Origin of the sequence: Pseudomonas sp. Pse35 (assembly GCF_024519715.1) — a bacterium.
In the GTDB taxonomy this organism is placed as follows: domain Bacteria; phylum Pseudomonadota; class Gammaproteobacteria; order Pseudomonadales; family Pseudomonadaceae; genus Aquipseudomonas; species Aquipseudomonas paracarnis.
The window spans coordinates 283155-308991 of sequence record NZ_JALJRP010000003.1 but is presented as its reverse complement, the minus strand read 5'-3'; the positions used below and the strand labels follow the sequence as shown (position 1 = coordinate 308991).

General features: G+C 60.1%; 22 protein-coding genes. 15 read left to right on the top strand and 7 right to left on the bottom strand.

Annotation, left to right across the window (positions count from 1 at the left end; translation table 11 throughout):
- Window positions 1-13: 13 nt before the first annotated feature.
- The 8 genes from rpmJ to bfr all read left to right on the top strand — a co-directional run bounded on the left by rpmJ (window position 14) and on the right by bfr (window position 5433).
- Window positions 14-130, top strand: coding sequence for a 50S ribosomal protein L36 (rpmJ, locus tag OC445_RS03750; RefSeq protein ID WP_002555468.1), 117 nt, complete (start codon window positions 14-16; stop codon window positions 128-130).
- Between the two features lie 129 nt (window positions 131-259).
- Window positions 260-616, top strand: coding sequence for a 30S ribosomal protein S13 (rpsM, locus tag OC445_RS03745; RefSeq protein ID WP_003194635.1), 357 nt, complete (start codon window positions 260-262; stop codon window positions 614-616).
- 30 nt (window positions 617-646) lie between these two features.
- The gene (gene rpsK, locus OC445_RS03740) at window positions 647-1036 is read left to right on the top strand and encodes a 30S ribosomal protein S11 (RefSeq protein ID WP_002555466.1); all 390 of its coding nucleotides are present in this window, start codon (window positions 647-649) and stop codon (window positions 1034-1036) included.
- Between the two features lie 18 nt (window positions 1037-1054).
- Entirely contained in the window at window positions 1055-1675 is a 621-nt protein-coding gene (gene rpsD / locus OC445_RS03735) for a 30S ribosomal protein S4 (RefSeq protein ID WP_003176404.1), read from the top strand.
- 22 nt (window positions 1676-1697) lie between these two features.
- Entirely contained in the window at window positions 1698-2699 is a 1002-nt protein-coding gene (locus OC445_RS03730; protein ID WP_003176403.1) for a DNA-directed RNA polymerase subunit alpha, read from the top strand.
- Window positions 2700-2740: 41 nt separating this feature from the next.
- The gene (gene rplQ / locus OC445_RS03725; RefSeq protein WP_003176402.1) at window positions 2741-3127 is read left to right on the top strand and encodes a 50S ribosomal protein L17; all 387 of its coding nucleotides are present in this window, start codon (window positions 2741-2743) and stop codon (window positions 3125-3127) included.
- 237 nt (window positions 3128-3364) lie between these two features.
- Window positions 3365-4813 (top strand): catalase, encoded by a 1449-nt coding sequence (locus tag OC445_RS03720; RefSeq protein ID WP_044269390.1) that lies wholly within the window; start codon window positions 3365-3367, stop codon window positions 4811-4813.
- Window positions 4814-4968: 155 nt separating this feature from the next.
- Window positions 4969-5433, top strand: a complete 465-nt coding sequence (bfr, locus tag OC445_RS03715) for a bacterioferritin (RefSeq protein WP_262019947.1) — start codon at window positions 4969-4971, stop codon at window positions 5431-5433.
- A gap of 67 nt (window positions 5434-5500) precedes the next feature.
- Here the strand turns inward: bfr and uvrA are convergent, their stop codons facing one another.
- Complete coding sequence (uvrA, locus tag OC445_RS03710) at window positions 5501-8335, bottom strand: excinuclease ABC subunit UvrA (RefSeq protein WP_054918198.1); 2835 nt, start codon at window positions 8333-8335, stop codon at window positions 5501-5503.
- A gap of 178 nt (window positions 8336-8513) precedes the next feature.
- On the opposite strand from uvrA, the gene OC445_RS03705 reads away from it, so the two are divergent.
- The 3 genes from OC445_RS03705 (at window position 8514) to tam (ending at window position 11380) form a co-directional block, all read left to right on the top strand.
- The gene (locus OC445_RS03705; protein ID WP_014720149.1) at window positions 8514-9908 is read left to right on the top strand and encodes an MFS transporter; all 1395 of its coding nucleotides are present in this window, start codon (window positions 8514-8516) and stop codon (window positions 9906-9908) included.
- 9 nt (window positions 9909-9917) lie between these two features.
- Entirely contained in the window at window positions 9918-10433 is a 516-nt protein-coding gene (locus tag OC445_RS03700; RefSeq protein ID WP_198791677.1) for a single-stranded DNA-binding protein, read from the top strand.
- 185 nt (window positions 10434-10618) lie between these two features.
- Window positions 10619-11380 carry a trans-aconitate 2-methyltransferase gene (gene tam, locus OC445_RS03695; protein ID WP_054896951.1) on the top strand — a complete coding sequence of 254 codons (762 nt, stop codon included), beginning with the start codon at window positions 10619-10621 and terminating at the stop codon, window positions 11378-11380.
- Window positions 11381-11401: 21 nt separating this feature from the next.
- Here tam and OC445_RS03690 read toward each other — a convergent pair whose 3' ends face one another.
- Window positions 11402-11965 carry a cysteine hydrolase family protein gene (locus OC445_RS03690; protein WP_198791678.1) on the bottom strand — a complete coding sequence of 188 codons (564 nt, stop codon included), beginning with the start codon at window positions 11963-11965 and terminating at the stop codon, window positions 11402-11404.
- Window positions 11966-12061: 96 nt separating this feature from the next.
- Here OC445_RS03690 and OC445_RS03685 point away from each other — a divergent pair, with 96 nt between their 5' ends.
- The 3 genes from OC445_RS03685 to OC445_RS03675 all read left to right on the top strand — a co-directional run bounded on the left by OC445_RS03685 (window position 12062) and on the right by OC445_RS03675 (window position 15057).
- Window positions 12062-13033 carry a GlxA family transcriptional regulator gene (locus OC445_RS03685; RefSeq protein ID WP_198791679.1) on the top strand — a complete coding sequence of 324 codons (972 nt, stop codon included), beginning with the start codon at window positions 12062-12064 and terminating at the stop codon, window positions 13031-13033.
- Window positions 13034-13202: 169 nt separating this feature from the next.
- Window positions 13203-14312, top strand: a complete 1110-nt coding sequence (locus OC445_RS03680) for a DUF3182 family protein (RefSeq protein WP_198791680.1) — start codon at window positions 13203-13205, stop codon at window positions 14310-14312.
- Window positions 14302-15057 carry an alpha/beta hydrolase family protein gene (locus OC445_RS03675; protein ID WP_019818878.1) on the top strand — a complete coding sequence of 252 codons (756 nt, stop codon included), beginning with the start codon at window positions 14302-14304 and terminating at the stop codon, window positions 15055-15057. Before OC445_RS03680 ends, OC445_RS03675 begins: the two co-directional genes overlap by 11 nt.
- A gap of 112 nt (window positions 15058-15169) precedes the next feature.
- Here the strand turns inward: OC445_RS03675 and OC445_RS03670 are convergent, their stop codons facing one another.
- From OC445_RS03670 to OC445_RS03655, 4 genes are read right to left on the bottom strand one after another with little or no spacing between them, the layout of a single operon-like run.
- Complete coding sequence (locus OC445_RS03670) at window positions 15170-16135, bottom strand: lysylphosphatidylglycerol synthase domain-containing protein (protein WP_198791681.1); 966 nt, start codon at window positions 16133-16135, stop codon at window positions 15170-15172.
- Window positions 16125-17387, bottom strand: coding sequence for a cardiolipin synthase ClsB (gene clsB / locus OC445_RS03665; RefSeq protein ID WP_262019946.1), 1263 nt, complete (start codon window positions 17385-17387; stop codon window positions 16125-16127). Before clsB ends, OC445_RS03670 begins: the two co-directional genes overlap by 11 nt.
- Window positions 17384-18160 carry an endonuclease/exonuclease/phosphatase family protein gene (locus tag OC445_RS03660; RefSeq protein WP_032895083.1) on the bottom strand — a complete coding sequence of 259 codons (777 nt, stop codon included), beginning with the start codon at window positions 18158-18160 and terminating at the stop codon, window positions 17384-17386. Before OC445_RS03660 ends, clsB begins: the two co-directional genes overlap by 4 nt.
- Entirely contained in the window at window positions 18157-19083 is a 927-nt protein-coding gene (locus OC445_RS03655; RefSeq protein WP_054918185.1) for a DUF72 domain-containing protein, read from the bottom strand. Before OC445_RS03655 ends, OC445_RS03660 begins: the two co-directional genes overlap by 4 nt.
- A 188-nt stretch (window positions 19084-19271) precedes the next feature.
- On the opposite strand from OC445_RS03655, the gene OC445_RS03650 reads away from it, so the two are divergent.
- On the top strand, window positions 19272-21359 hold the full coding sequence (locus OC445_RS03650; RefSeq protein ID WP_198791683.1) for a mechanosensitive ion channel family protein: 2088 nt from the start codon (window positions 19272-19274) through the stop codon (window positions 21357-21359).
- A 107-nt stretch (window positions 21360-21466) separates the two neighbouring features.
- Here OC445_RS03650 and OC445_RS03645 read toward each other — a convergent pair whose 3' ends face one another.
- Window positions 21467-25714 (bottom strand): DEAD/DEAH box helicase, encoded by a 4248-nt coding sequence (locus OC445_RS03645; protein ID WP_198791684.1) that lies wholly within the window; start codon window positions 25712-25714, stop codon window positions 21467-21469.
- Window positions 25715-25837 lie beyond the last annotated feature (123 nt).

Sequence of the window (25837 nt, the reverse complement as noted above, 5' to 3'; positions counted from 1 at the left end):
CGAGGAGTTGGTGATGAAAGTTCGTGCATCGGTGAAAAAGCTGTGCCGTAACTGCAAGATTATTCGCCGCGAAGGTGTTGTTCGAGTAATTTGCAGCGCGGAACCGCGTCACAAACAGCGCCAAGGCTGAGTGTGATCCGCTTGAAGCCCGGCAGCTAGTGCGCTGCCGGGTTGATTATTTGTTATTACAGCGATATTATCTCGCGCCCTATTTCTTGGCTTCCGGGGCGTAGGTAGCTGTCAATTGGAGTCCCACTGAATGGCCCGTATTGCAGGCGTTAACATTCCAGATAACAAGCACACTGTTATCTCGCTGACCTACATCTATGGTGTTGGTCGCACTACTGCGCAGAAAATTTGCGCAGTTGCTGGGGTAAACCCAGCCGCTAAGATCAAGGATCTGAGCGACGAGCAGATTGAACAGCTGCGTGGCGAAGTGGCGAAGTTCACCACTGAAGGTGACCTGCGTCGCGAAATCAACATGAAAATCAAGCGTTTGATGGACCTCGGTTGCTATCGCGGTCTGCGTCATCGTCGTGGTCTTCCAGTACGCGGTCAGCGTACCAAGACTAACGCGCGTACCCGTAAAGGTCCGCGTAAGCCGATCCGCAAGTAATCGCCCCAGCGAATCGACAGGAAAATTATCATGGCAAAACCTGCTGCTCGTCCTCGTAAAAAAGTTAAAAAGACAGTGGTTGATGGCATCGCCCACATCCATGCATCTTTTAACAACACCATCGTGACCATCACCGACCGTCAAGGTAACGCGCTTTCTTGGGCTACCTCCGGTGGTTCGGGTTTCCGCGGTTCCCGCAAGTCCACCCCGTTTGCTGCTCAAGTAGCTGCTGAACGTGCTGGTCAAGCTGCGCTGGAATATGGCCTGAAAAACCTCGACGTTAACGTCAAAGGTCCAGGTCCAGGTCGTGAGTCTGCTGTCCGTGCTTTGAACGGCTGTGGCTATAAGATCGCCAGCATCACCGACGTGACGCCAATCCCGCACAACGGGTGCCGTCCGCCGAAGAAGCGCCGCGTGTAATCCAGGAGATTGTAAAGAATGGCTCGTTACATTGGTCCAAAATGCAAACTCGCTCGTCGCGAAGGCACCGATCTCTTCCTGAAGAGCGGCGTGCGCGCGATCGAATCGAAGTGCAACATTGAAGCAGCACCTGGTATCCACGGCCAACGCCGCGGTCGCCAGTCCGACTACGGCACCCAACTGCGTGAAAAGCAGAAGGTCCGTCGTATCTACGGCGTTCTCGAGCGTCAGTTCAGCGGCTACTACAAAGAAGCTGCTGGCAAGAAAGGTGCAACCGGTGAAAACCTGCTGCAACTGCTCGAATGCCGTCTGGACAACGTTGTATACCGTATGGGCTTTGGTTCGACTCGTGCCGAATCCCGTCAGCTGGTATCGCACAAGTCGATCAGCGTTAACGGTCAGACCGTAAACGTTCCGTCCTACCAGGTTCGTGCTGGTGACGTGGTCGCAGTTCGCGAGAAAGCAAAAAACCAACTTCGCATTGTCCAAGCTCTCGATCTGTGTGCCCAACGTGGCCGCGTAGAATGGGTAGAAGTAGACACTGAGAAGAAGTCGGGCGTTTTCAAGAACGTTCCTGCTCGCAGTGATCTGTCCGCCGACATCAACGAAAGCCTGATTGTCGAGCTCTACTCCAAGTAAGGGCTAGAAAATAGGTGCATCCATGCAGATTTCGGTAAATGAGTTCCTGACACCCCGCCACATTGATGTGCAGGTTGTCAGTCCAACCCGCGCCAAAATTACTCTCGAGCCTCTCGAGCGTGGTTTTGGCCACACCCTGGGCAACGCGCTGCGCCGCATCCTGTTGTCCTCAATGCCCGGCTGTGCAGTAGTCGAGGCCGAGATTGACGGTGTGCTCCACGAGTACAGCGCCATCGAAGGTGTACAGGAAGACGTAATTGAAATCCTGTTGAACCTTAAAGGTCTGGCTATCAAGCTGCACGGCCGTGACGAAGTTACGCTGACCTTGTCGAAGAAGGGTTCGGGGGTGGTTACCGCTGCCGATATTCAGCTGGATCATGATGTCGAGATCGTTAACCCCGATCACGTAATCGCTAACCTGGCGTCTAACGGCGCCCTGAACATGAAGCTCACTGTAGCTCGTGGTCGTGGTTATGAACCGGCCGACTCGCGTCAGAGCGATGAAGACGAAAGCCGCAGCATTGGTCGCTTGCAGCTTGACTCTTCGTTCAGCCCGGTTCGCCGTATCGCATACGTGGTGGAAAACGCCCGTGTCGAGCAGCGTACTAACCTGGACAAGCTGGTTATTGATCTGGAAACCAACGGTACCCTGGATCCTGAAGAGGCTATCCGCCGCGCTGCAACCATTCTGCAACAGCAGTTGGCTGCGTTCGTCGACCTCAAAGGTGACAGCGAACCAGTGGTAATCGAGCAGGAAGACGAGATCGATCCGATCCTGCTTCGCCCGGTTGACGATCTGGAACTGACTGTACGTTCGGCTAACTGCCTTAAGGCGGAAAACATTTACTACATCGGTGACCTGATCCAGCGCACCGAAGTAGAACTGTTGAAGACTCCGAACCTGGGCAAGAAATCCTTGACTGAAATCAAGGACGTTCTGGCCTCCCGCGGTCTGTCCCTCGGCATGCGCCTCGACAACTGGCCGCCTGCAAGTCTTAAGAAGGACGACAAGGCGACTGCCTGATCGTCGTAATCACCGAACGTGAGTTTGGTAAGGAATGAACCATGCGTCATCGTAAAAGTGGTCGTCACCTGAGCCGTACCAGCTCGCACCGCAAGGCCATGTTCCAAAACATGGCGGTGTCGCTGTTCGAGCACGAGCTGATCAAAACTACACTGCCGAAAGCTAAAGAACTGCGTCGCGTTGCTGAGCCGCTGATCACTTTGGCCAAGACAGACAGCCTGGCTAACCGCCGTCTGGCTTTCGACCGTACTCGTTCGAAAGCTATCGTTGGTAAGCTCTTCAACGACCTGGGCAAGCGTTACGCTACCCGTGAGGGCGGCTACCTGCGCATCCTCAAGTGCGGTTTCCGCGCTGGCGACAACGCGCCTATGGCGTACGTCGAGTTGGTTGATCGTGCTACTGCCGGCGAAGCTGTAAGCGCCGAGTAATACGACAAGCTGCAACGAAAAACCGGGCCTAGTGCCCGGTTTTTTGTGCGCGTAACAAAAGCGCGTTACGTACAAGAATCTTCAGGCGGCACGCTTCACTATGAGCGTCGGGCATGTTGGTAGTTATTTTCTATTGAAGCCTACAATTTAATGAATTTGTAGGTGTCATGTGGATGGTCAATACTCCCTCCAAGCCGATTAGCCGGCAGTTTCAAGCCCGACCTGAGGAAGATGCGCATGAGCCAGAATAAAGTCCTTACCACCGCCAGCGGCGCGCCCGTTGCGGACAATCAGAACTCACGTTCCGCCGGCCCTCGTGGCCCCTTGCTGCTCGACGATTTTCACCTGATCGAGAAGCTCGCTCACTTCAACCGTGAAAACATCCCTGAGCGTCGCGTGCACGCCAAAGGTTCGGGTGCCTTCGGTACCTTCACGGTGACAAAAGACATTACCCAATACACCAGCGCCAAATTGTTCGAGTCCGTTGGCAAGCAGACCCCTACGTTCTTGCGTTTCTCCACGGTGGGTGGGGAGCGCGGTTCGGCCGACACTGAGCGCGATCCACGTGGTTTCGCCTTGAAGTTCTACACCGAGGAAGGTAACTGGGACATCGTCGGTAACAACACCCCTGTGTTCTTTATCCGTGATCCGCTGAAGTTCCCGGACTTTATCCACACCCAGAAACGCCTGCCGCAGAGCAACCTGAAAAGCGCGCAGATGATGTGGGACTTCTGGTCGCACTCACCAGAGGCGCTGCATCAGGTCACCATTCTGTTTTCGGACCGTGGCATCCCGGACGGCTATCGCCACATGCATGGTTTCGGCAGCCACACTTACAGTCTGATCAATGCCCAGGGCGAGCGTCATTGGGTGAAGTGGCACTACAAGACCAAGCAAGGCATCAAGAACCTGGCGCCGGCCGAGGCTGCCCGCTTGGCGGGTACCGATCCTGACTACGCCCAGCGCGATCTGTTTGGTGCAATCGAGCGCGGTGACTTCCCCAAATGGCGCGTGTGCATCCAGATCATGACCGAGGCACAGGCGAATGCCCATTACGAGAACCCGTTTGATGTGACCAAGACCTGGTCGCAAAAAGAGTTCCCGTTGATTGAAGTGGGTGAGCTGGAGCTCAACCGTAATCCGCAAAACTACTTCGCAGAAGTTGAGCAGGCTGCATTTGGCCCAAGCAACATGGTCCCAGGCGTTGGCCTGTCCCCAGACCGTATGCTCCAAGGTAGGGTGTTCGCCTACGCAGATGCTCACCGCTACCGTGTCGGCACTAACCACCAGCAACTGCCGGTGAACGCGCCACGTAGCCCGGTTAACAGCTACCAGCGTGACGGTTCCATGGCTTTCGGCAGCAATGGTGGGGCGGCTCCGAACTACGAGCCAAACAGCTATGCCGACGCACCAAAACAAGCCCCGCAATATGCAGAGCCAGCACTGGCCCTGAGCGGTGCCGCCGATCGTTACGATCACCGCGAAGATACGGACTACTACAGCCACGCCGGTGCGCTGTTCCGTCTGATGAATGATGAGCAAAAAGCGTTGCTCACCAATAACATCGCGGGCGCAATGGCTGGGGTTTCCAGCGATGTGGTCCAGCGTCAACTGCAGCACTTCTATAAGGCCGACCCGGCTTATGGAGAAGCAATTGCAAAGGCATTGGGTGTATCGCTTAACTGACTCTAAACGATAAGCAGAACCGCCCTCATTTGGGCGGTTTTTGCGTTATTTCAGCTACTTTTCTCCGGAAATCTTCACTTTTCTGCCGTTTGTCCCGTGACCTTCAAGTCAGCATGGTTCAAACTACAGTCTTTCAAGCAGGGAGATGTAGGGCGATGCAAGGTCACCCCGACGTAATCGATTACCTCAACACGTTGCTGACGGGCGAACTGGCAGCTCGTGACCAATATTTCATCCATTCGCGTATGTACGAAGACTGGGGCTTTACCGAGCTCTATGAGCGTATCAACCACGAAATGGAAGAAGAGGCACAGCACGCTGACGCCCTGATGCGCCGCATTCTGATGCTCGAAGGCACGCCGCGTATGCGTCCTGATGATCTGGACGTGGGTACCACAGTGCCTGACATGCTCGCTGCCGATCTTCGCCTTGAGTACAAGGTCCGTGCCGCACTCTGCAAGGGCATTGAGCTTTGCGAACAGCACACCGACTATGTCACCCGGGAAATATTGCGGGTGCAGTTGAATGACACCGAAGAAGATCACACCTACTGGCTGGAAAAGCAGTTGGGCCTGATCAAGTTGATCGGCCTGGAAAATTACCTGCAATCGCAGTTCTGATTCCCGGCTATAAAAAAGCCCCCGTCACCGCAAAGTGGCAGGGGCTTTTTATTGGGCGATGAAAAAATCAGGCCCTGTCGCGTTCCAGCAACGGTTTCAAGTAGTAACCGGTGTGCGATTGAGGCATTTCGGAAACCTGCTCCGGAGTGCCCACTGCGATGATCTGGCCACCCTTAGAACCACCTTCTGGCCCCAGGTCTACCAGCCAGTCGGCAGTCTTGATCACATCAAGGTTGTGCTCGATCACCACCACGGTATTGCCGTGGTCCCGCAAGCGGTGCAGTACGTCCAGCAACTGCTGGATATCCGCGAAGTGCAGGCCAGTGGTCGGCTCATCGAGGATATACAAGGTTTTGCCGGTATCACGCTTGGACAGCTCGCGAGACAGCTTGACCCGCTGCGCCTCGCCACCCGACAGCGTGGTCGCTGACTGCCCCAGCTTGATGTACGACAGGCCCACATCCATCAGCGTCTGCAGCTTGCGCGCCAGCGCCGGCACTGCGTCGAAGAACTCGCGAGCTTCCTCGATCGTCATTTCCAAGGTCTCGTGGATGCTCTTGCCCTTGTACTTGATCTCCAGGGTCTCGCGGTTGTAGCGCTTGCTCTTGCACACATCGCACGGCACGTAGATGTCCGGCAGGAAGTGCATTTCCACCTTGATCAGGCCATCGCCCTGGCACGCTTCACAGCGGCCGCCCTTGACGTTGAACGAGAAGCGGCCCGGCCCATAACCCCGTGAGCGCGACTCTGGCACGCCAGCGAACAACTCACGGATAGGGGTAAACAGCCCGGTGTAGGTGGCTGGGTTGGAGCGAGGCGTACGCCCAATCGGGCTCTGGTCGATGTCGACCACCTTGTCCAGATGTTCCAGGCCCTTGATGCTGTCGTGAGCCGCCGCTTCCAGGGTGGTCGCGCCATTCAGGGCGGTGGCACTCAGTGGGAACAGGGTGTTGTTGATCAGCGTCGACTTGCCCGAACCGGAAACACCGGTCACGCAGGTCAGCAGGCCCAGCGGAATCTCCAGGTCGACATTGCGCAGGTTGTTCCCGCGCGCGCCCTTGAGATGCAGCGCCATCTTCTTGTTACGCGGCGTTCGCTTGGCGGGTACTTCAATCTTCACACGCCCCGACAAGTATTTGCCGGTCAGTGAATCAGGATGTGCCATCACCTCGGCAGGCGTGCCTTCAGCAACGATATGGCCACCATGCACGCCCGCGCCGGGGCCGATATCGACCACGTAGTCCGCCAGGCGGATAGCGTCTTCATCATGCTCCACCACGATCACGGTATTGCCGATATCGCGCAGGTGTTTCAGCGTGCCCAGCAGGCGGTCGTTATCTCGTTGGTGCAAGCCAATCGACGGCTCGTCGAGGATATACAGCACGCCCACAAGGCCCGCGCCGATCTGGCTGGCCAGGCGAATGCGCTGTGCCTCACCGCCAGACAGGGTATCGGCACTGCGGTCCAGCGACAGATAGTCCAGGCCCACGTTGACCAGGAACTGCAACCGCTCGCGAATCTCCTTGAGGATCTTGTCGGCAATTTCGCCACGACGACCGGTCAGCTTCAGCACGCCAAAGTATTCACAGGCATCGCCGATCGGCAGGTTGGTTACTGCAGGCAAGGTCTTCTCGCCCACCCATACATGCCGGGCTTCACGGCGCAGGCGCGTGCCACGGCAATCCGGGCATGGCTGTGTGCTGAGGAACTTCGCCAGCTCCTCGCGCACGCTCGCCGATTCGGTTTCGCGGTAACGGCGTTCCAGGTTCGGCACGATGCCTTCGAACGGGTGCGAGCGCTTGACGATATCACCGCGATCGTTCAGGTATTTGAAGTCGACATTCTGCGAACCGCTGCCATTTAGAATGACCTTCTGCTGGTCTGCCGGGAGTTGGTTGAACGGTACTTCCAGGCTGAACTTGTAGTGGGAGGCCAACGACCCAAGCATCTGGAAGTAGTAGACGTTACGTCTGTCCCATCCGCGTATCGCCCCCTCGGCCAGGGTCAGGTCACCATTGACCAGGCGCTTGATATCGAAAAACTGCTTCACACCCAGGCCGTCGCAAGTCGGGCAGGCGCCGGCCGGGTTGTTGAAGGAAAACAGCTTGGGTTCCAGCTCACTGATGGCATGGCCACAGATCGGGCACGCAAAGCGCGCGGAGAAGATGATCTCTTCGCCCGGCTCGTCATCCATCGGCGCTACCAGGGCAATGCCATCGGCCAGCTTCAGCGCGGTTTCGAACGATTCCGCCAAACGCTGCTGCAAGTCGGCACGCACCTTGAATCGGTCGACCACCACATCAATGGAGTGCTTTTTCTGCTTGTCCAGCTTCGGCGCTTCGTCCAGCTCATAGAGCTTGCCGTTGATGCGCGCACGTACAAAGCCCTGGGCACGCAGCTCTTCGAAGACCGACAGGTGTTCGCCCTTGCGCTCGCGAATGACAGGCGCCAGCAGCATCAGCTTGGCGCCTTCGGGCTGGGCCAGCACCAGGTCGACCATCTGGCTGACGGTCTGGGCTTCCAGGGGGATATCGTGGTCCGGGCAGCGGGGGATACCCACGCGTGCGTAGAGCAGGCGCAGGTAGTCGTAGATCTCGGTAATGGTACCCACGGTGGAGCGCGGGTTGTGGGACGTGGATTTCTGCTCGATGGAAATAGCCGGCGACAGGCCTTCAATGGTGTCGACATCGGGCTTTTCCATCATCGACAGGAACTGCCGGGCGTAGGCCGACAGGGATTCCACATAGCGGCGCTGACCTTCGGCATACAGCGTGTCGAACGCCAGGGACGATTTGCCGGAGCCGGACAAGCCGGTGATGACGATCAGTTTGTCCCGGGGCAGGGTCAGGTCGATGTTCTTCAGGTTGTGGGTTCTAGCCCCACGAATCAGGATCTTGTCCAAGATGGCCTCGCACGGCGGGCGTAAATGATGCCGGAGTATACGGCTAAAGACTGGATGAATATACACTGTCAAAACGCCGCCTGCAGCCTTACATGAAAGCTGCGCGGCAAAGCGCCGCATATACCCTCTCAATCGATGGGACTGGTAGAATCGCCGCCGGTTCACACGAGGTTTTTCCATGCACGATCCCCACAGCGAACGCATGAGTAGCGGCGAGACCCGAGCGGCAAGCGGGCTGGCCCTGGTGTTCGCCTTCCGTATGCTGGGCATGTTTATGGTGTTGCCAGTGCTGGCCACCTATGGGATGGATCTCGCAGGTGCGACCCCCGCCTTGATCGGCCTGGCGATTGGTGCCTATGGCCTGACCCAGGCGATTTTCCAGATCCCGTTCGGGATTATTTCCGACCGCATTGGCCGTCGCCCGGTGATCTATCTCGGGCTGATCGTATTCGCCCTTGGCAGTGTGCTAGCGGCCCAATCCGATTCGATCTGGGGCGTGATCGCCGGCCGCATCCTGCAGGGCGCCGGTGCGATTTCCGCCGCCGTGATGGCGCTGCTGTCGGACCTGACCCGCGAACAACACCGCACCAAGGCCATGGCGATGATCGGCATGACCATCGGCCTGTCGTTTGCCGTGGCCATGGTGGTCGGGCCCTTGCTCACGCGCGCGTTCGGCTTGCATGGGCTGTTCCTGGCCACGGGCGGCATGGCGTTGTTTGGCATCCTGATCGTTGCCTTTATGGTGCCGCGCTCCACCGGTACCCTGCAGCATCGTGAATCGGGCGTCGCACGCAAGGCGTTGCTTCCCACGCTCAAGCACCCGGACTTGCTGCGCCTGGATTTAGGTATCTTCGTATTACACGCCATGCTGATGTGCAGCTTCGTCGCCTTGCCCCTGGCCCTGGTGGAAAAAGCCGGCCTGCCCAAGGAACAGCACTGGTGGGTCTACCTCACTGCGCTGTTGATTTCGTTCTTCGCCATGATCCCGTTCATCATCTATGGCGAGAAGAAACGCAAAATGAAACGAGTTTTACTCGGCGCCGTCGCGACATTGATGCTCACTGAACTATTCTTCTGGCAGTTCGGCGACAGCCTGCGAGCATTGGTGATCGGTACGGTGGTGTTTTTCACCGCCTTCAACCTGCTCGAAGCGTCGTTGCCGTCATTGATCAGTAAAGTTTCACCGGCAGGCGGCAAGGGCACGGCCATGGGGGTGTATTCCACCAGCCAGTTCCTGGGTTCCGCGTTGGGCGGCATCATGGGCGGCTGGATGTTCCAGCATGGCGGTTTGTCGGTTGTGTTCCTCGGATGCGCCGGGCTGGCTGCACTTTGGCTGGTCTTTGCTGTTACCATGCGCGAACCTCCCTACGTCACCAGTCTGCGTTTGCCGCTATCGCCCGAGGCGATCCGCGAAGCCGGCCTGGTAGAGCGCCTGAAGGCTGTCGTAGGGGTAACGGATGCAGTCGTGGTCGCTGAAGAGGCGGCCATTTACATCAAATTGGACACCGAATTATTGGATCGCGCGACGCTCGAGCAACTGGTCAACCCAGTGCCGACAGCGCGCCCAGCCTAGGAGAACGTTATGGCCCGTGGGGTTAACAAAGTCATATTGGTCGGTACTTGCGGCCAGGATCCCGAAGTTCGCTACTTGCCTAACGGTAACGCCGTGACCAACCTGAGCCTGGCGACCAGCGAACAGTGGACCGACAAGCAGACCGGCCAGAAGGTCGAGAAGACCGAATGGCACCGCGTGTCGATGTTCGGCAAGGTTGCGGAGATCGCCGGTGAATACCTGCGCAAAGGTTCGCAGGTGTACATCGAAGGCAAACTGCAAACCCGCGAGTGGGAAAAAGACGGCATCAAGCGTTACACCACCGAAATCGTGGTCGACATGCAAGGCACCATGCAACTGCTGGGCGGCCGTCCACAGAGCGACCAACAGGGCCAGGGCGGCATGTCCAACTCGGCACCGCGCCCACAGCAGTCGCGTCCGCAGCCAAGCCAGCAGCCACAGCGTGAGTCGCGCCCAGCACCACAACAGGCTGCTCCGCAACCGGCTCCGGATTTCGACAGCTTTGATGACGATATCCCGTTCTAAGGTCCAAGACCGACCCTGAACAAACAAAACCCCCGATAGCGAAAGCATCGGGGGTTTTTTATGGTCGACGTGCAGGCGTCGCGCGCGGGGTGCCTTTGTACAGGCAGCACACCAACCCCAGCATTTGTTCTCATGGCTCACAAGATTTAGGCTGGCGCCACCTCTAACAAAGAAGGAAGGCTGTGATGACCTGGTCCGCCAAGCAGTACACGATGTTCGAACAGCAGCGCACTCGCCCCGTCCGTGACCTGGTTGCGGCAATTCCCAACACCGACGTGGGCACCGCAGTCGACCTGGGGTGCGGGCCGGGAAACTCCACTGAAGTGCTGGCCGAGCGTTTCCCCCAAGCGCACGTCACTGGCATGGACAGCTCCGATGACATGTTGGCAGACGCCCGCAAGCGCCTGCCCAGGTTGAACTTCGAGCTGGCGGACATCGGCGCCTGGCATCCTGCGCAACGCTTGGATGTGATTCTGGCCAATGCCTCGCTGCAATGGCTGCCCGACCACGCCACGCTCTACCCGCATTTGGTCCACCAACTGAACCCAGGCGGTACGCTGGCGGTGCAAACCCCGGACAATCTTGACGAGCCCGCCCATCGTCTTGCCCGAGAAGTCGCGGCCGATGGCCCATGGTCGGCAAAGATAGGGGCGGTCAAACACAATGAACGGCACACCGCCAGTTACTACTACGAACTGCTGAGCAAGCATTGCAGTACCGTGGACGTGTGGCGCACCACCTATCAACACCCCTTGGCGGACCACGCGGCGGTGGTGGAGTGGTTCAAGGCTTCGGCATTGCGGCCTTTTCTTGCGCCGTTGACGGACGATGAAAAAGCCGCCTTCCTGCAGCAATACCAGGCGCGAATTACCCAGGCTTATCCAGCCCTGGCCGATGGCACGGTGTTGTTGCCCTTTCCGCGGCTGTTCATCATTGCCACACGCTAAAGCGATCAGCCCAGGTGGCGGTCACGCAGCCGCTGCTTGGGCTTTCAGATATTCCTCTGCCGACACTACACCCGCATAGCCAAATGCCAGGGAGGCCATGTACGCCCCGTGCACCTGTGCCGCCGGAATCACCTGGCCGTTGAATTCCTGGTCGCGGGTCGCGCAGGCGTCATGGATCACCGTAACCTTGTAGCCCAGGTCCGCTGCCGCCCGCACCACGGCGTCAACGCACATATGGCTCATGCTACCCACCACCACCACCTCGGTGATGCTGCGCTGTTCCAGCAGTTCGCGCAGGTTGGTTTGGCGAAACGCATTCACGAAGTGTTTGAGCACCACCGGTTCATCGCCCTCGTTGAGCACCTTGGCATGCAAATGCGCGCCTTCGGAGCCCGGTGTGAAGAACGGTGCGTCGTCGCCAGCGAACTCATGCCGTACATGAATCACCGCATCGCCTGCTTGTCGAAACGCCTGGAGCACCTGCGCCGCCTTGTCCGCTGCGGCTTCCACGCCGTCGAGCGGCCACTTGCCCTTGGGGAAGTAGTCGTTCTGGATATCGATTAGGATGAGCGCCTGCTTGGCCATGTGTGTTGCCTCGTGATGGGTTGATGGGCCTAGTATCTTAGCTGGCGATCACACCGAGAATTGGCTGCACCGACAATAACAGGGGGAAAACTGACAATGGCCGCGCAACGCAGCACTGTCGAGCTGGGTGTGTTGATCTACCAGGGCGCGCAACTCGCCGCAGTCCACGGGCTGACCGACCTGTTCGGGGTCGCTAACCGCATCGCCGCCGAGCATGAATCTGCGCAATTACCGCTGCTGCGGGTCAGCCACTGGCAGGTAGATGCCCACGGCACGCCCGCGCGCACGTTCGACAGCCACCCAGGCCCCGAGCAACCGATGATGGCCGTGTTGGTGCCGCCCTCGATTGCAGAGTTCACCGAAGACCAGGCGCCGCCTGCGCTGCTGGAATGGCTGCGCCTGCAACATGCGGGCGGCACCGTGCTGGGCTGCGTGTGCATCGGCTCGATCATGCTGGCGCGCAGCGGCCTGTTGGATGGCCGCAGTGCCACCACCCACTGGTCCTCCGCGAAATCTTTTGCGGCCTGTTACCCGGCGGTGCGACTGGAAGCGGATAAACCTATCGTCGATGACGGCGACCTGATCACCTCCGCTGGGCTGATGGCCTGGTCGGAATTGGGCCTGCGCCTGGTCGATCGGCTTATGGGGCCGAGCATTGCAGCTGACACTGCGCGCTTTCTGGTGATCGAGCACAGCGCCAGTGCCAGCCAGTGCGGTAGCAACTTTGCGCCGATTCTCAGGCATGGTGATGGTGCGGTCCTCAAGGTCCAGCATTGGCTGCAGGCCAGTGGTGCGGTGGATGTGTCCGTGGCGGCGATGGCGCAGGAGGCGAACCTGGAGGAGCGCACGTTCTTGCGCCGCTTTCGCAACGCCACCGGATTGAAACCCACCGAGTACTGTCAGCATCTGCGAGTCGGCAAGGCGCGGCAGATGCTGGAGTTCACCAATGGCACCATCGATCACATTGCCTGGACCGTGGGCTATCAAGACCCCAGCGCCTTTCGCGCCATCTTCAAGAAAATCACCGGCCTGTCCCCCAGTGATTACCGCAACCGCTTCGGGGTTTGAATCGTGCAGAACGCCGCAGGGTTCGCACCGGGTCGTGCAGAATAAAACAGGCTAACGGCCATCACTTTTTGCGCAAATTATTGATTTAACAGCTCTTCCCTCAATCCCAGCGTTGGCCTGATCCATGCAACCTCACTGCTACACAAAGGTTGATAGAAAAGGGGACCGCATGACCCCCATAAGTCGCAAGAAGTTGGTGGTCGCCCACTCCATGCGAGAGGGTGCGCCCCTGCATGAAATTGAGACCAACCGCGCCCTCGCACGCTGGCTCGCGCAGATCCTGGGGCTCAAGTTCGGTGGCAGTTACGACCCGGCCCTGCATGCGGGTCGGGAATTGTATCTGCTGCCCACGCAAACCCTGGTCGGGCCAGCCCAAGCGCACCAGCTCAATATCAAGGGGCCACAAGATCTGTGGGGCGGCTATGTCGATCACGCGTTCATCTGCACCAAAGCCATCAGTCACGGGCTGCTGAGTCCCGAGGCCAAGGCGCCCGAAGGCTGGTCGCCGTCATTCTGCGAGCGTGTGCGTGACGTGGTGTTGGACGGTGTGAGCGTGTTCGCCCTTGAGGATGCACGGCCTGCCGCGACCCGCTTGCTCTACAGCGGCCCGATTCGTCTGAAACCCGTAAATGCCTGTGCAGGGCGGGGGCAGGAAGTTATCCACAGCCTGGATGAGTTCGACGCGATAGTGGCGCGCCCGGAAGCGGCCCGAATGTTCAATGAAGGTGTGGTGCTGGAACAAGACCTGCGCGCGGTGGTCACCCACAGTGTAGGCCAGAGCTTTATCGGCGCTCACCTCTTCAGCTACTGCGGCGAGCAGCACCTGACGCAAGACGGGCAGGGGGAAGAGGTCTACGGCGGTTCCGATCTGCTGGTCGTCCCCGGTGATTACGCTGCCCTGCTCAAACTGGATCTGCCTGAAGACGTGCGTGAGGCCATCGAACAGGCGCTGGTTTTCGACCGTGCTGCGAATGAGGCCTACCCAGGCTTCTTCGCCTCGCGCCGCAACTACGACATCGCCCAAGGCCTGGACAGCACAGGCCAGCGCCGCAGTGGTGTGCTCGAACAATCCTGGCGCATGGGCGGGGCCAGCAGCGCGGAAGTCGCGGCGTTGCAGAGTTTTATCAACCATCCGGGCCTTAAAGCCATCCGTGTGTCCTCGGTAGAAACCTATGTAGACCAGGCGCTGCCGGCGGATGCCATCGAGGTATACCGAGGCCCGGCCGAAAACAGCGACTTTCTACTCAAGTATGTGACGGTCAAGACTTATGACGGCTAGAAGCGAGAGCATCACCATCGATATAGACGACGAACAGATGAGCGGGACATTCCTCAGTCCCAAGTCCAAAGTGCCCGGCGTGTTGTTCGTGCACGGCTGGGGCGGCAGCCAGGAGCGGGACCTGGAGCGGGCCAAAGGCATCGCAGGCCTTGGATGTGTATGCCTGACCTTCGACCTGCGTGGCCATGCTGGCACCGGCATCCCCTTGTCCCGCGTCACCCGCGAAGACAATCTGCGCGACCTGTTGGCCGCTTACGATCGCCTGCTGTCCCACCCGGCTATCGACACCTCGGCGGTGGCAGTGGTGGGCACCAGTTATGGCGGGTACCTCGCGGCGATCCTCACCTCATTGCGCCCGGTACGTTGGCTGGCGCTGCGAGTGCCGGCGCTGTACCGCGACCAGGAATGGCTCAAGCCCAAGCGCGACTTGGATAAAGCCGACCTGATGGATTACCGCGGCACCCTCGTGCACGCCGAAACCAACCGCGCCCTGCATGCCTGCGCGCAATTTACCGGCGATGTGCTGATTGTCGAGTCGGAAACCGACGACCATGTGCCCCACGCCACCATCATGAGTTACCGCGCAGCGTGCCAGCAGACCCATTCGCTGACCCACCGCATCATCGACGGCGCCGACCATTCCCTGAGCGACCCGGTGTCGCAGCAGGCGTACACCTCGATCCTGGTGGACTGGATTACCGAGATGGTGGTGGGGGAGCGGTTGAGCATCATTCAGGCCCGATAGTCGTTGCCCTTGTGATCGCTATCGCGGGCAAGCCTGGCACCACCTTGGAATGCATTCCCCTGTGGGAGCCGGGCTTGCCCGCGATAGCGATTCAACAATCACCACCGTCTCATCAGGCTGTTTTCTTAACCCGCAACGCCTTGGCCTTGGCCTCCACCCCCAAATACATCACCAGTGCAATCAACAACGGGCAGATAAAGTAAATCGCCCGATACGCGATCAGCCCCGCCAGCAAACTCCCCCGCGATGCCTCATGTTGCAACAGCGCAATGAACACCGCCTCCAACACCCCCAACCCGGCGGGGATGTGGGTGACCACTCCGGCAATCGCGCTGATCAACAGCACGCCCAGCACCAGTGGGTAATCCAGTTTGGCCGGCAGCAAGGTAAAGATCACCGCGGCCATCAATGACCAGTTCAACGCACCCAGGGCCAACTGCAAACAGGCCATGCGCAACGACGGCAAGTTGATCTCGATACCGCGAATCGACCACGCACGCTTTTTCGAAAACCGGCACGCCGCCAGGTAGCCCAGGCTCGCGATCACCAATAACACCCCGACGCCTTGCAAGGCGCCGCTGCTGAGCTTCCAGCCTGGCGGCAGGGTCACCAACCCGCTGCTGAACACCACCCCGGCCAACACCATATAGCCGAACCAATTGGTGGCCAGGCTCAGGCCGAGGATCTTGGCGATATTGCTGGTGCTCACGCCCAGGCGTGAATACAGCCGATAACGCATGGCGATGCCGCCGACCCAGGCGCTGAGGTTGAGGTTGAACGCGTAGCTGATGATGCCCACCGGTAATATCTGCTTCCAACGCAACGGCTGGCGAATGTAGGTGCGGCCGATCAAATCGAAGCAGGCATAGACGATAAAACTGCACAGCGTCAGCGCGCCGGCGATGAACAATGTGCGTAGCTTGAACTCGCTCAGGGTCTGGAACACTTCGCTCCAGTCGATGCGCCGGGCGAGCAGGGTAAACAACACGATCAGCAGCACGAAGAACGCAATCGTCAGCGGTTTCTTCCAGCGCTTGAACCCAGAGGCTTGCGCTTGGGGGCGGGCTTCAGACGTCATGGGGTGTGGTCTCAAAAGGCTTCAAACGCGGTTTGTGGGCCGGCAACCAACTGGCCAGGACCGGGAAATGGCGCATTACATGGAACACTAGGAAACCCACGGTCAGGCGCCAGAGCCACAGGCGCGGCTTGCGCTTTTCCGGCATGGTCTGGCAATGATTTCGGGCGAGGGCCTCCAGGCGTTCGTAGAGCTGCTGATTGAAAGCCCGGTCGCGAATCAGCACATTGGCTTCCAGGTTCAATGCCAGGCTCAGTGGGTCCAGGTTGCTCGAACCGACGGTGCTCCATTCGTCATCCACCAGCGCCACCTTGCCGTGCAGCGGGCGTTGGCAGTATTCGTGAATCACCACGCCATCCTTGAGCAAGTAGTCATAGAGCATGCGCGCAGCGAGTTTCGCCAACAGCACGTCCGGCTGGCCTTGCATGATCAACTGCACGTGCACGCCACGGCGCGCCGCGTTGCGGATCTCGCGAAGCAGGCGATAGCCGGGGAAGAAATACGCGTTGGCGATCACCACCCGCTGCCGGGCCTGGCTCAAGGCGTGGATATACGCGTCTTCGATGTCGTCACGATGCTGGATATTGTCGCGGTAAATCAGGCGTACCAGGCCGTCGCCTGGCTCGTTCGTCCAGGGTGAAGGCCGCTGTTGGCGCCGCCGCCAACCGCGACGGCTGCGCACCTGGCGGCCACTTTGGGCAAGAGCGAAATGGTGCAGGTCGGCCACGGCCGGGCCGATCACCTGCACGGCGTAATCCTGCTTGGCTTCGGGGCCGAAATCCGCCAAGTGGTCAGCAGAAAAATTGATCCCGCCGATAAACGCCACGCGGGCATCCACCACCACAATCTTGCGGTGCAGGCGGCGAAACCAGTTAGTGCGTATGCCGAAGGTCTTGGGCGCCGGGTCGAACATTTGCACCATCACCCCGGCTTCGGCCAACTCCCGCAGGAAGCCCGGGCTCAGCTCGCCGCAACCAAAACCGTCGAGGCTGACCACCACCTTTACCCCACGCTTGGCCGCCTCGATGAGGATGCTGTGCAGCTCAAAGCCGACCTTGTCTTCAAAAAGGATGAAGGTCTCCAGCAGGATCTCGCGCTCGGCGCTGCGCAATGCCTCGAACACGGTAGGAAAGTACGCCTCGCCGTTCTCCAGCAACACCACCTGGTTGCCGCTCTGCCAGCCGTAATCCAGATCTCGCGCCTTGCTGTCATCTGGCGGTTGGTCTGTGGCGATATGGTCTACCGCAACGTTCATAGCTCAACCTCCACCGACAGCGGCACATGGTCTGATAAATGGGACCAGGGACGAGTGGTGAGCACGCGAGGGTTGTGCACCGTCAGGTTGCGCACATAAATGCGGTCCAGCGGCAGCAACGGCAGGCGTGCCGGGAAGGTGCGCGCCGGTTTGCCGAGGGTGTGCATGAACACTTCCTGCAGGCCGCTTTGGCTCAGGTCGGCTTTTTGCCGCCAGTCGTTGAAATCGCCAGCGACCACCAACGGCGCATCGGCGGGAATCTCGCTGATACGTTGTTCCAGCAAGCGCAATTGTTGTTGGCGATGCACCTCGCGCAAGCCCAGGTGGATGCAGATCGCGTGCACCTGCTGGCCGCTGCCCGGCAGGCGCAACACGCAATGCAGCAGGCCGCGGTTTTCATGGCCGCTTTGCGAAATATCGAGGTTGTCGTAGCGGATGATCTGGAATTTCGACAGCAGTGCATTGCCATGATCGCCATGGGGGTACACCGCATTGCGCCCATAGGCAAACTGCGGCCAGATGCTGTCGGCGAGGAATTCATACTGCGGCATTTTTGGCCAGTCGCTGTAGCGCTGGGGATGGCGTTCGTGAGTGCCATGGATCTCCTGCAAGAACACCATGTCTGCGCCCACGCTGCGCACCGCTTCACGCAGCTCGGGCAAGATGAAACGGCGATTCAGTGCGGTGAAACCCTTGTGGATATTAACCGTCAGCACCGTGAAACGGGTGATGGCGGTGGTCGGCGGGGTGGGGATTAGCTCTGGATGCGTCATGGCAATACTCCTGGTTCCGGCAGCCGGCCAGGTTCGGTGAGCAGGTGTTGGTCCAGCCCGAAACGTTGCAGCAATTGGCGTGCATCGAAGGGGGCGCGAACTTTGATGTCGTTGTCGAAAAAGCAGAACACATCGCGCTGTTTACGCCTGCGGGGTGTGTGGTGAGGGTCGATTAGGTGTGCATCGGCAGGCTGCTTGCCTTGGGCCCAGCGTTCGATTCGGTCACCCCAGCGCTGGAGCGCTTCGGCGCTATAACCGCTGGCGTATAACTGCTTGTCGCCGTGCAAGCGCAGGTACATGAAGTTAGCGGTCACGTCTTCCATGTACGGCCACTTGCCGGCAGTGTCCGCGACCACCAGCGCCACACCGTGCTTATCCAGCAATTGGATGAACTCCGGCACGGCAAAACTTTTGTTGCGAATCTCCACGGCATGGCGCAAAGGCTTCTTGGCATAGGCCTTCATGCTCGCCTTGCCGTTCAGGCGTGGCTCATGCTGGCGGGCGAGGGCGGCTGCCTGCTGGGTATCGGTAGGTAATTCAGCCAAAAAGGTTTCGAACAGCGTGGCGTCGAATTTGAAGCTGGGCGGAAACTGCCAGAGGATGGGGCCAAGTTTTTCTTTGAGTTCCAGCACGCCGGAAGCGAAGAAATTCGCCATCGGCTTGTGCACGTCCCGCAGGCGCAGGATATGCGTGATGAAACGGGGCGCCTTGACACTGAACAGGAAACCTTCGGGCGTATCGGCATACCACTCGGCGTAGCGCTTGGGGGTCTGCAGCGCGTAGAACGAGCCGTTGATTTCGATGCTGTTGACGGCGCGTGACGCAAACTGCAACTCGCGTTTCTGGGTCAGCCCTTCGGGGTAAAAGTCCCCGCGCCAGGGCGTGTAGCGCCAGCCGGAAATGCCGATGTGAATCGCCGCCATGTTTACTCCCGTGGATGGTGGGTGAGGTGACCTCCGTTATGGGATGACTGCGCTATTTGGCTGAAAGTTTCCACATTCCTACAGGCGGTAATAGGGGTGAAATGCGGGAGGGGCATTGCAAATGCAGGGAACGATAAAGGCCCCAGCTCGTCAGTTCCTTACAGACCCTGCTGAAGGAGCTTGCTGTTTTGCTGAATTTAAAGACTGCATTACTGCTCGGCGCGCTGCTGCTCTGCGGCAATGGCGCATTGCTGGCGGCGGCCTCTGCGCCTGCTGCCGACACACCCGCCAAGCCGGAACTGCTGGTAGAAGGCGGGTTGCTCGGGGCCATCAGCTCCAGCATCGACGACGTGCAGAACAAGCTCGACCTCGACCAGAACCTCATCGACGCCTGGCGCCTGCGTGCTGATCGCGCCGCAGACGAAGTAGGGCGCCTGGTAGACCAGACAGCCGCACGCTCGCCCTGGAGCGTGGCCGGCGATTTCCTGCTGTTGTCCGGCGTGTGGGCCGGTGCCTTTGCCCTGTTGACGATGCTTGGGCGCCTGGTTGTGCAACGATCGAGCCGCGGCCCGTTCCTTGCGCGGCGTCAACGGCTGCAAGGCTTGCTGAGCTATGTGGTGCCCTACACGATTCCAGCGCTGATCTGCCTGCCGCTGACCCTTTATGTCAGTCACTTTTTACCTGCGTCTGTCGGCCGAGCCCTGGCACTGTGTTTCGCCTACGCCACCAGCAGTGGCATCTTTTCCACCTCGCTGTTGCTGTGCGTCATTGTCATGTTCAACGTCGGCCACAAGCGACCTGCCGTGCAGATCATTCGTGACTATTGCCCCAAGCCGCTGTTCCTGATCGGCTTTCTCGCGGCCCTCAGCGATGCGCTGACCAGCCCGCAAATCGCTCGTCAGTTGGGCGGCAATATCACCAGCAGCATCGCCGTGTTTACCGGCCTGTTTGCCGCGGTCATCTTTGGCGTGCTGGTGGTACGCCTGCGGCGGCCGGTGGCCCATTTGATCCGCAATCGGCCGTTGGCCCAGCGTCTCAAACATCCAGCATTGCAACAGTCGCTGCGGGTGTTTTCCGGGCTCTGGTACTGGCCGATTCTGTTGATGGTGCTGGTGTCGGCGGTCAACCTGATTGGTGCCGGTGACGACAACCAAGAGGCCCTGCGCTGCGCGTTGCTCACCACCTTGTTACTGATCGGCACGGTGTTTCTCAGCACCGTGCTGCAACACCTGTTCAAGTCCCGCAGCCAGGTATCGATCCAACGCAGCAGTGCCTACAAGGAACGCTTCCTGAGTTTGCTGCACGCAATTTTGCGTATCGTCATGGCCATCGCGTTTATCGAGATACTCGGGCGTATCTGGGGCGTTTCGCTGTTCGAATTCGCCCAGCGCAACTCGGTGGGCCGGGCCATCAGTGATTCCCTCAGCAGTATCGGCCTGATCCTGTTGGTGACCTGGCTGTTCTGGGTGGTGCTCGACACCGCGATCCAGGAAGCCCTCAAACCACCGGTGAATAAGCGCTCCAGTCGCCAGCCCAGTACCCGGGTGAAAACCATCCTGCCGCTGCTGCGCAATGCGGTGAAGATCATCCTGGTGGTGATCTGCGCGATCACCACCATGGCCAATCTGGGCATCAATGTCGCGCCGTTGCTGGCGGGCGCCGGGGTGGTGGGACTGGCGATCGGTTTCGGTTCCCAGCAACTGGTGCAGGACGTGATTACTGGCCTGTTCATCATTATCGAAGACACCCTGTCCATCGGCGATTGGGTGGTGCTCGACTCTGGTCACGCTGGCACCGTGGAGGGCCTGACCATCCGCACCCTGCGCCTGCGTGACGGCAAGGGGTTTGTGCATTCGGTGCCGTTCGGGCAGATCAAGGCGGTCACCAACCAGTCCCGTCAATTTGCCTATGCCTTCTTCTCGGTGCAGTTCACCTACGACACTGACGTGGACAGGGCCGTGGAGCTAATCCGCGAGGCCGGCCAGTCGATTCGCGACGATGTGTTCCTCAAGTACAACCTGCAAGGGCCGTTGGAAGTGTTCGGGGTGGACAAGATGGACCTCAATGGCGTGGTGCTCACGGCGCAGTTCCGCACGGTTTCGGGTGGCCAATACGCAGTCAGCCGTGCGTTTAATCAGCGTTTGAAAAAGCTTGTGGATAACTGTGATGAGGTGCATTTTGCGCAAACTTATCCACAGCAGGTGTTGTTGCCTAAGCGTGTGGCGCAGGAGCATGAGCAGGATGCGGTGTTGACGGAGCAGCCCAGGTCTCAATGATGAAGGTGGCTGTTCTGGCCCCATCGGGAGCAAGCCCCTCCCACATTGAGATTTGTGAACACGTTTCAAGTGTGGGAGGGGGCTTGCTCCCGATGAGGCCCTCAAGGTCAGCGCCTGATCAACTTCTCCTGCACCGCTTGCTGATCCATCTCCAACAAAACCTGCTGCTTGCCCCCTACCATCACCGCCGCCGGCACCCCATCACGGTACACAACCCGATTACCGCTTACCGCTGGCACCTTGGCTCCCGGTAACAGCGTGCCGACAAGATTCAACGGATCCGCCCCACACACCGCAATTAAACTCCCATCATGGGGCCGCCGCCGCACCTCGCGCAGCAACGGTATCGCCTCCGGCAATGCAAACTGCTCTCCCGCCAACCCACTGACAAACCGCCCGCCACGGATCTCGCCTCGCGCCTCCAACCGATGGAAGGTGCGCAGCAACTCGCGCCAACTCGGTAACCAATCCGCCTCGCGCTCCAGCAGCCGCCAGAACACCACGCCATAGCGGCGCAGCAGGGTCATCGCCACATGCTCCAGGGTCTCGGCCGTATGCGCGCCGGCGGCGGTCGCCGAGCGGCGAACCAAGGCCCAACGCCCGGCGTCGTCCATACCGCCGACAAACGCCCCGCGCCCACGTCGACTGCTGCGCGCCTGGCGTTTGCTCGCGGGGGTGGTCAAGGCGCGCAGGCCGGCGAAGCTGTCAGCATTCACCAAGCCGGCGCCTACCAATTCCTGCAAGGCTGTCTCCAGCTCGCTGCGCAGCAAATGGGCCTCGTGTACCAGTTCATCGAAAAACAGCGCGCCATGTTCGCGCAGGGCCAGGTGGACCTTCTGCGTCTTGGGCGACAAGGTGGTGCTGTCGGTAGGCTCGGTCAGCCCGCTCCACAACGCTACCTGGCTACGGGGGAGCAAAACCACCGGGGTGCTGCGAAACGCCGTGGCGCCGGCCTTGTTGCTCAGGCGCGTCCAGACCAGCTTGCCGCTGCGGCACAGGTCATCGAGCCAGGTCGATGAGTAATCCTTGATGCGGGCGCTGAGCAGGTCTGTGTCCCAGGCTGACGTGGCAGCGGCATAGCCTTCGAACTGGCCGACGATTTGCGGCAACACGGCGCTGCCCTGGCCGCGGGTGCTGTGGGACAGGTGTTGCCAATCGAACAGAAAGCGCATGAAATCCTGCAATGCCACCGGCTCGATTTCCCGGCGCAGGCGCTTGACCGTGTAGCGATGAATGCGCGCCAGCAAATGACGTTCGCACCATTGTTCTTCACCCACGCCGGGGCTGAAGTGACCGCGCAGCACGTAGCCTTCTTGTTCCAGGCGTGCCAGGGCCTGGGTAAGCGCCACCACCGGTAATGCCAGGGGCGCTGCGATCTCGACCAGGGTCAGTGGGCCAAAACCACTGAGGCGCGCACGTAGCACTTCCACCAGCGCTTCATCAAAGGACCAGGGCTCATCGAACCCCGGCAGCAACGGCAGATCGTTGGGATACAGCGCCTGCAAACAATTCAAGCGCTCTACGGCGCCCCACATTCCATTGGGCAACTGATAGGCCCGCCCGGCCTTGCGCAAGGCCTGCAACCATTGGGCCCATTGCGGCGTAACTTCGCCCGCTGCGATGCACGCCAGGCTCATCAACGCTTCATGCATTTCATCCAGGCCATTGGGCGCCGGCCAGGCTTCTTCGCGTACACCGGCGATGGCGTCGGCATCCAGGGCGCCCAAGTCGTCGGTGCTCTGCGGGTCGCTCCAGCGGCGGTTGAGCACGGCCTGGGTGCGGCGCTCTTCCAGGGGGGCGTCGTCGAGGAAGGTATAGGGTTTAGCGCTGAGGATTTCTGCGGCCATGGGCGAGGGCGCGGGCAGGTCGCGGCTGATCAACCGCACGTCGCCGCGTTCCATGCGCCGCAGCAGCGCCAGCCAGGCGTCGCTGTCCATAGCCTCGTGCAGGCAGTCGTCGAGGGTTTGCTCCACCAGCGGGTGGTTGGGGATTTCGCGTTCGCCGGAGAGGTTTTCCAGGCAGGCGATCTGGTCGGGAAATACGCTGGCGATCAGGTCTTCGCTCTTCATGCGCTGGATCTGCGGCGCCACCTTGCGCCCGCCGGTATAACGCGGCAGCGCCAGGGCCACGCCGGCATTCCAGCGCCAGCGCACACCGAACAGTGGCGCATCCAGCACGGCCTGGATCAGGATGTGCTCGGCACTGTTGCTGTTGAGGTAACGCCACACCTCATCCAGCGCGAAGCTGTGACTGGTGGACAACGACAGCACGATGGCATTTTCACTGGCCGCCGCTTGCAACTCGAAATTGAAGGTACGGCAAAAGCGCTTGCGCAAGGCCAGGCCCCAGGCGCGGTTGATGCGGCTGCCAAACGGCGTGTGGATGATCAGTTGGGTGCCGCCGGACGCATCGAAAAACCGTTCCATGATCAATGTGTCCTGGGACGGCAAGGCGCTCAGGGCCTGGCGCGACCGGGCGAGGTAATCCAACAGTTGGTCGGCGCTGGCGACATTGAGACCCAGGGTGCCGGTAAGCCAGTCGAGGGCCGGTTGCAGGTCGCCGGGCGTGGCGCCGAGCAAGCTGTCCAATTGCCCTTGCAAGCGGGCCACGGCCACCGATAACTCGTTGCTGCGCCCGGGCGCTTCACCCAACCAGAACGGAATGGTCGGGGGTTGGCCCTGGGCGTCTTCGACCCGCACCTTGCCGGCTTCGACACGCAGGATGCGATAGGAGGTATTGCCGAGCTGGAAGATATCCCCGGCGATGCTTTCCACCGCAAAGTCTTCGTTGACGCTGCCGATATTCAGGCTTTGCGGCTCCAGCAACACGCTGTAGTCGGCGTTGTCGGGGATCGTGCCGCCGCTGGTTACCGCCGTGAGCCTGGCGCCACGGCGGCCACGCAGGGTGTGGGCCACAGCGTCGCGGTGCAGGTAGGCGCTGCGCATGCCCTGGCGGCCGTTGTAGCCCTCGCTGAGCATCTGCAAAAGGGCCTGGTAGTGGCGTTCATCCAGTTCGGCGTAAGGCGCGGCGCGGTGGATAAGCGCCAGCAGCGCCTGTTCCGGCCATTCCTGGGCGCTGACCTCGGCGATGATCTGCTGGGCCAGTACATCGAGCGGTGCCACCGGAATATGCAAGGTATCCAGCTCGCCACGGCGCACGCAGTCGAGCAGCGCGGCGCACTCGATCAGGTCGTCGCGGGTGGTGGCAAACAGGCGCCCCTTGGGCGTGCCACCGACCTGGTGCCCGGAACGGCCGACCCGTTGCAGGAAGCCGTTGATGGAACCGGGTGAGCCGATCTGGCACACCAGGTCCACTTCGCCGATATCAATCCCCAGCTCCAGGGACGCCGTGGCGATCAACACTTGCAGTTCGCCGGCCTTGAGGCGCTGTTCGGCATCCAGGCGCATCTCCTTGGCCAGACTGCCGTGGTGAGCGGCCACGGCGGTCTTGCCCAGGCGCTCGCTCAAGTGCCGGGCCAGGCGTTCGGCCAGGCGTCGGGTGTTGACGAATACCAGGGTGGTGCGGTGTTCACGGGCCAATTGCGCGAGGCGATCGTAGACCAACTCCCACACGTCGTTGGCCATCACCGCCGAGAGCGGCACCAGCGGCACTTCGATCGCCAGGTCACGGGGGCGGGCGTGGCCGATATCCACAATGGCGCAATCACGTTCGGTGCCAACTAAAAAGCGTGCGACGGCTTCGATGGGTTTTTGCGTGGCCGACAAGCCGATACGGGTCAATGGCTCGGCACACAGCCCTTGCAGGCGCTCCAGGCTCAAGGCCAAGTGGCTGCCGCGCTTGCCAGCGGCGATGGCGTGGATCTCATCGACGATCACCGTACGTGTGCTGGCGAGCATGTGCCGGCCGGAATCCGAGCCGAGCAGCACGTAGAGCGATTCAGGAGTGGTTACCAGGATATGCGGTGCGCGTTTGCGCATCTGGGCGCGGTCTTTTTGCGGGGTGTCGCCGGTGCGCACAGCGGTGCGGATTACCAGCGGCGGCAGCCCCCGCTTCTCTAGATGTTCGGTAATGCCGGCCAGCGGGTTTTGCAGGTTGATCTGGATATCGTTGGATAGCGCCTTGAGCGGCGACACATACACCACCAGGGTTTGGTCCGGCAGTTCGCCGCCGTTGGCCAGGCCTTGGTGCACCAGGTCGTCCAGCACCGCCAGGAAGGCCGTCAGCGTCTTGCCGGAGCCGGTGGGCGCGGCGATCAGCGTCGAGCGGCGCTGGCGGATCAACGGCCACGCCTGGGCCTGGGCGTTGGTCACCGAAGGAAAGGTACTACGGAACCAAGTGCTGACGGCGGGGTGAAAGCCGTGCAAACCCTTGTCCGTTGATTCGGGAAGGTTCATTCACCCTATATGCAACCGGCGGGGCCAAGTTGCAACCCCGCACTTTATCCGTGACGGTTGCGCTACAAACCCGCAAAATGCAACGATTCTGGCAACTACCTACGGCAAGGCGCACATGCCTGT

Coding starts and splice junctions, on each gene's coding strand:
- rpsD (WP_003176404.1), top strand. CDS start 1,055: ATGGCTCGTTACATTGGTCCAAAATGCAAACTCGCTCGTCGCGAAGGC.
- rplQ (WP_003176402.1), top strand. CDS start 2,741: ATGCGTCATCGTAAAAGTGGTCGTCACCTGAGCCGTACCAGCTCGCAC.
- tam (WP_054896951.1), top strand. CDS start 10,619: ATGACCTGGTCCGCCAAGCAGTACACGATGTTCGAACAGCAGCGCACT.
- OC445_RS03690 (WP_198791678.1), bottom strand. CDS start 11,965: ATGGCCAAGCAGGCGCTCATCCTAATCGATATCCAGAACGACTACTTC.
- OC445_RS03680 (WP_198791680.1), top strand. CDS start 13,203: ATGACCCCCATAAGTCGCAAGAAGTTGGTGGTCGCCCACTCCATGCGA.
- rpmJ (WP_002555468.1), top strand. CDS start 14: ATGAAAGTTCGTGCATCGGTGAAAAAGCTGTGCCGTAACTGCAAGATT.
- OC445_RS03670 (WP_198791681.1), bottom strand. CDS start 16,135: ATGACGTCTGAAGCCCGCCCCCAAGCGCAAGCCTCTGGGTTCAAGCGC.
- OC445_RS03720 (WP_044269390.1), top strand. CDS start 3,365: ATGAGCCAGAATAAAGTCCTTACCACCGCCAGCGGCGCGCCCGTTGCG.
- OC445_RS03645 (WP_198791684.1), bottom strand. CDS start 25,714: ATGAACCTTCCCGAATCAACGGACAAGGGTTTGCACGGCTTTCACCCC.
- OC445_RS03700 (WP_198791677.1), top strand. CDS start 9,918: ATGGCCCGTGGGGTTAACAAAGTCATATTGGTCGGTACTTGCGGCCAG.
- rpsM (WP_003194635.1), top strand. CDS start 260: ATGGCCCGTATTGCAGGCGTTAACATTCCAGATAACAAGCACACTGTT.
- rpsK (WP_002555466.1), top strand. CDS start 647: ATGGCAAAACCTGCTGCTCGTCCTCGTAAAAAAGTTAAAAAGACAGTG.
- OC445_RS03730 (WP_003176403.1), top strand. CDS start 1,698: ATGCAGATTTCGGTAAATGAGTTCCTGACACCCCGCCACATTGATGTG.
- OC445_RS03655 (WP_054918185.1), bottom strand. CDS start 19,083: ATGGCGGCGATTCACATCGGCATTTCCGGCTGGCGCTACACGCCCTGG.
- bfr (WP_262019947.1), top strand. CDS start 4,969: ATGCAAGGTCACCCCGACGTAATCGATTACCTCAACACGTTGCTGACG.
- OC445_RS03685 (WP_198791679.1), top strand. CDS start 12,062: ATGGCCGCGCAACGCAGCACTGTCGAGCTGGGTGTGTTGATCTACCAG.
- OC445_RS03660 (WP_032895083.1), bottom strand. CDS start 18,160: ATGACGCATCCAGAGCTAATCCCCACCCCGCCGACCACCGCCATCACC.
- OC445_RS03675 (WP_019818878.1), top strand. CDS start 14,302: ATGACGGCTAGAAGCGAGAGCATCACCATCGATATAGACGACGAACAG.
- OC445_RS03705 (WP_014720149.1), top strand. CDS start 8,514: ATGCACGATCCCCACAGCGAACGCATGAGTAGCGGCGAGACCCGAGCG.
- clsB (WP_262019946.1), bottom strand. CDS start 17,387: ATGAACGTTGCGGTAGACCATATCGCCACAGACCAACCGCCAGATGAC.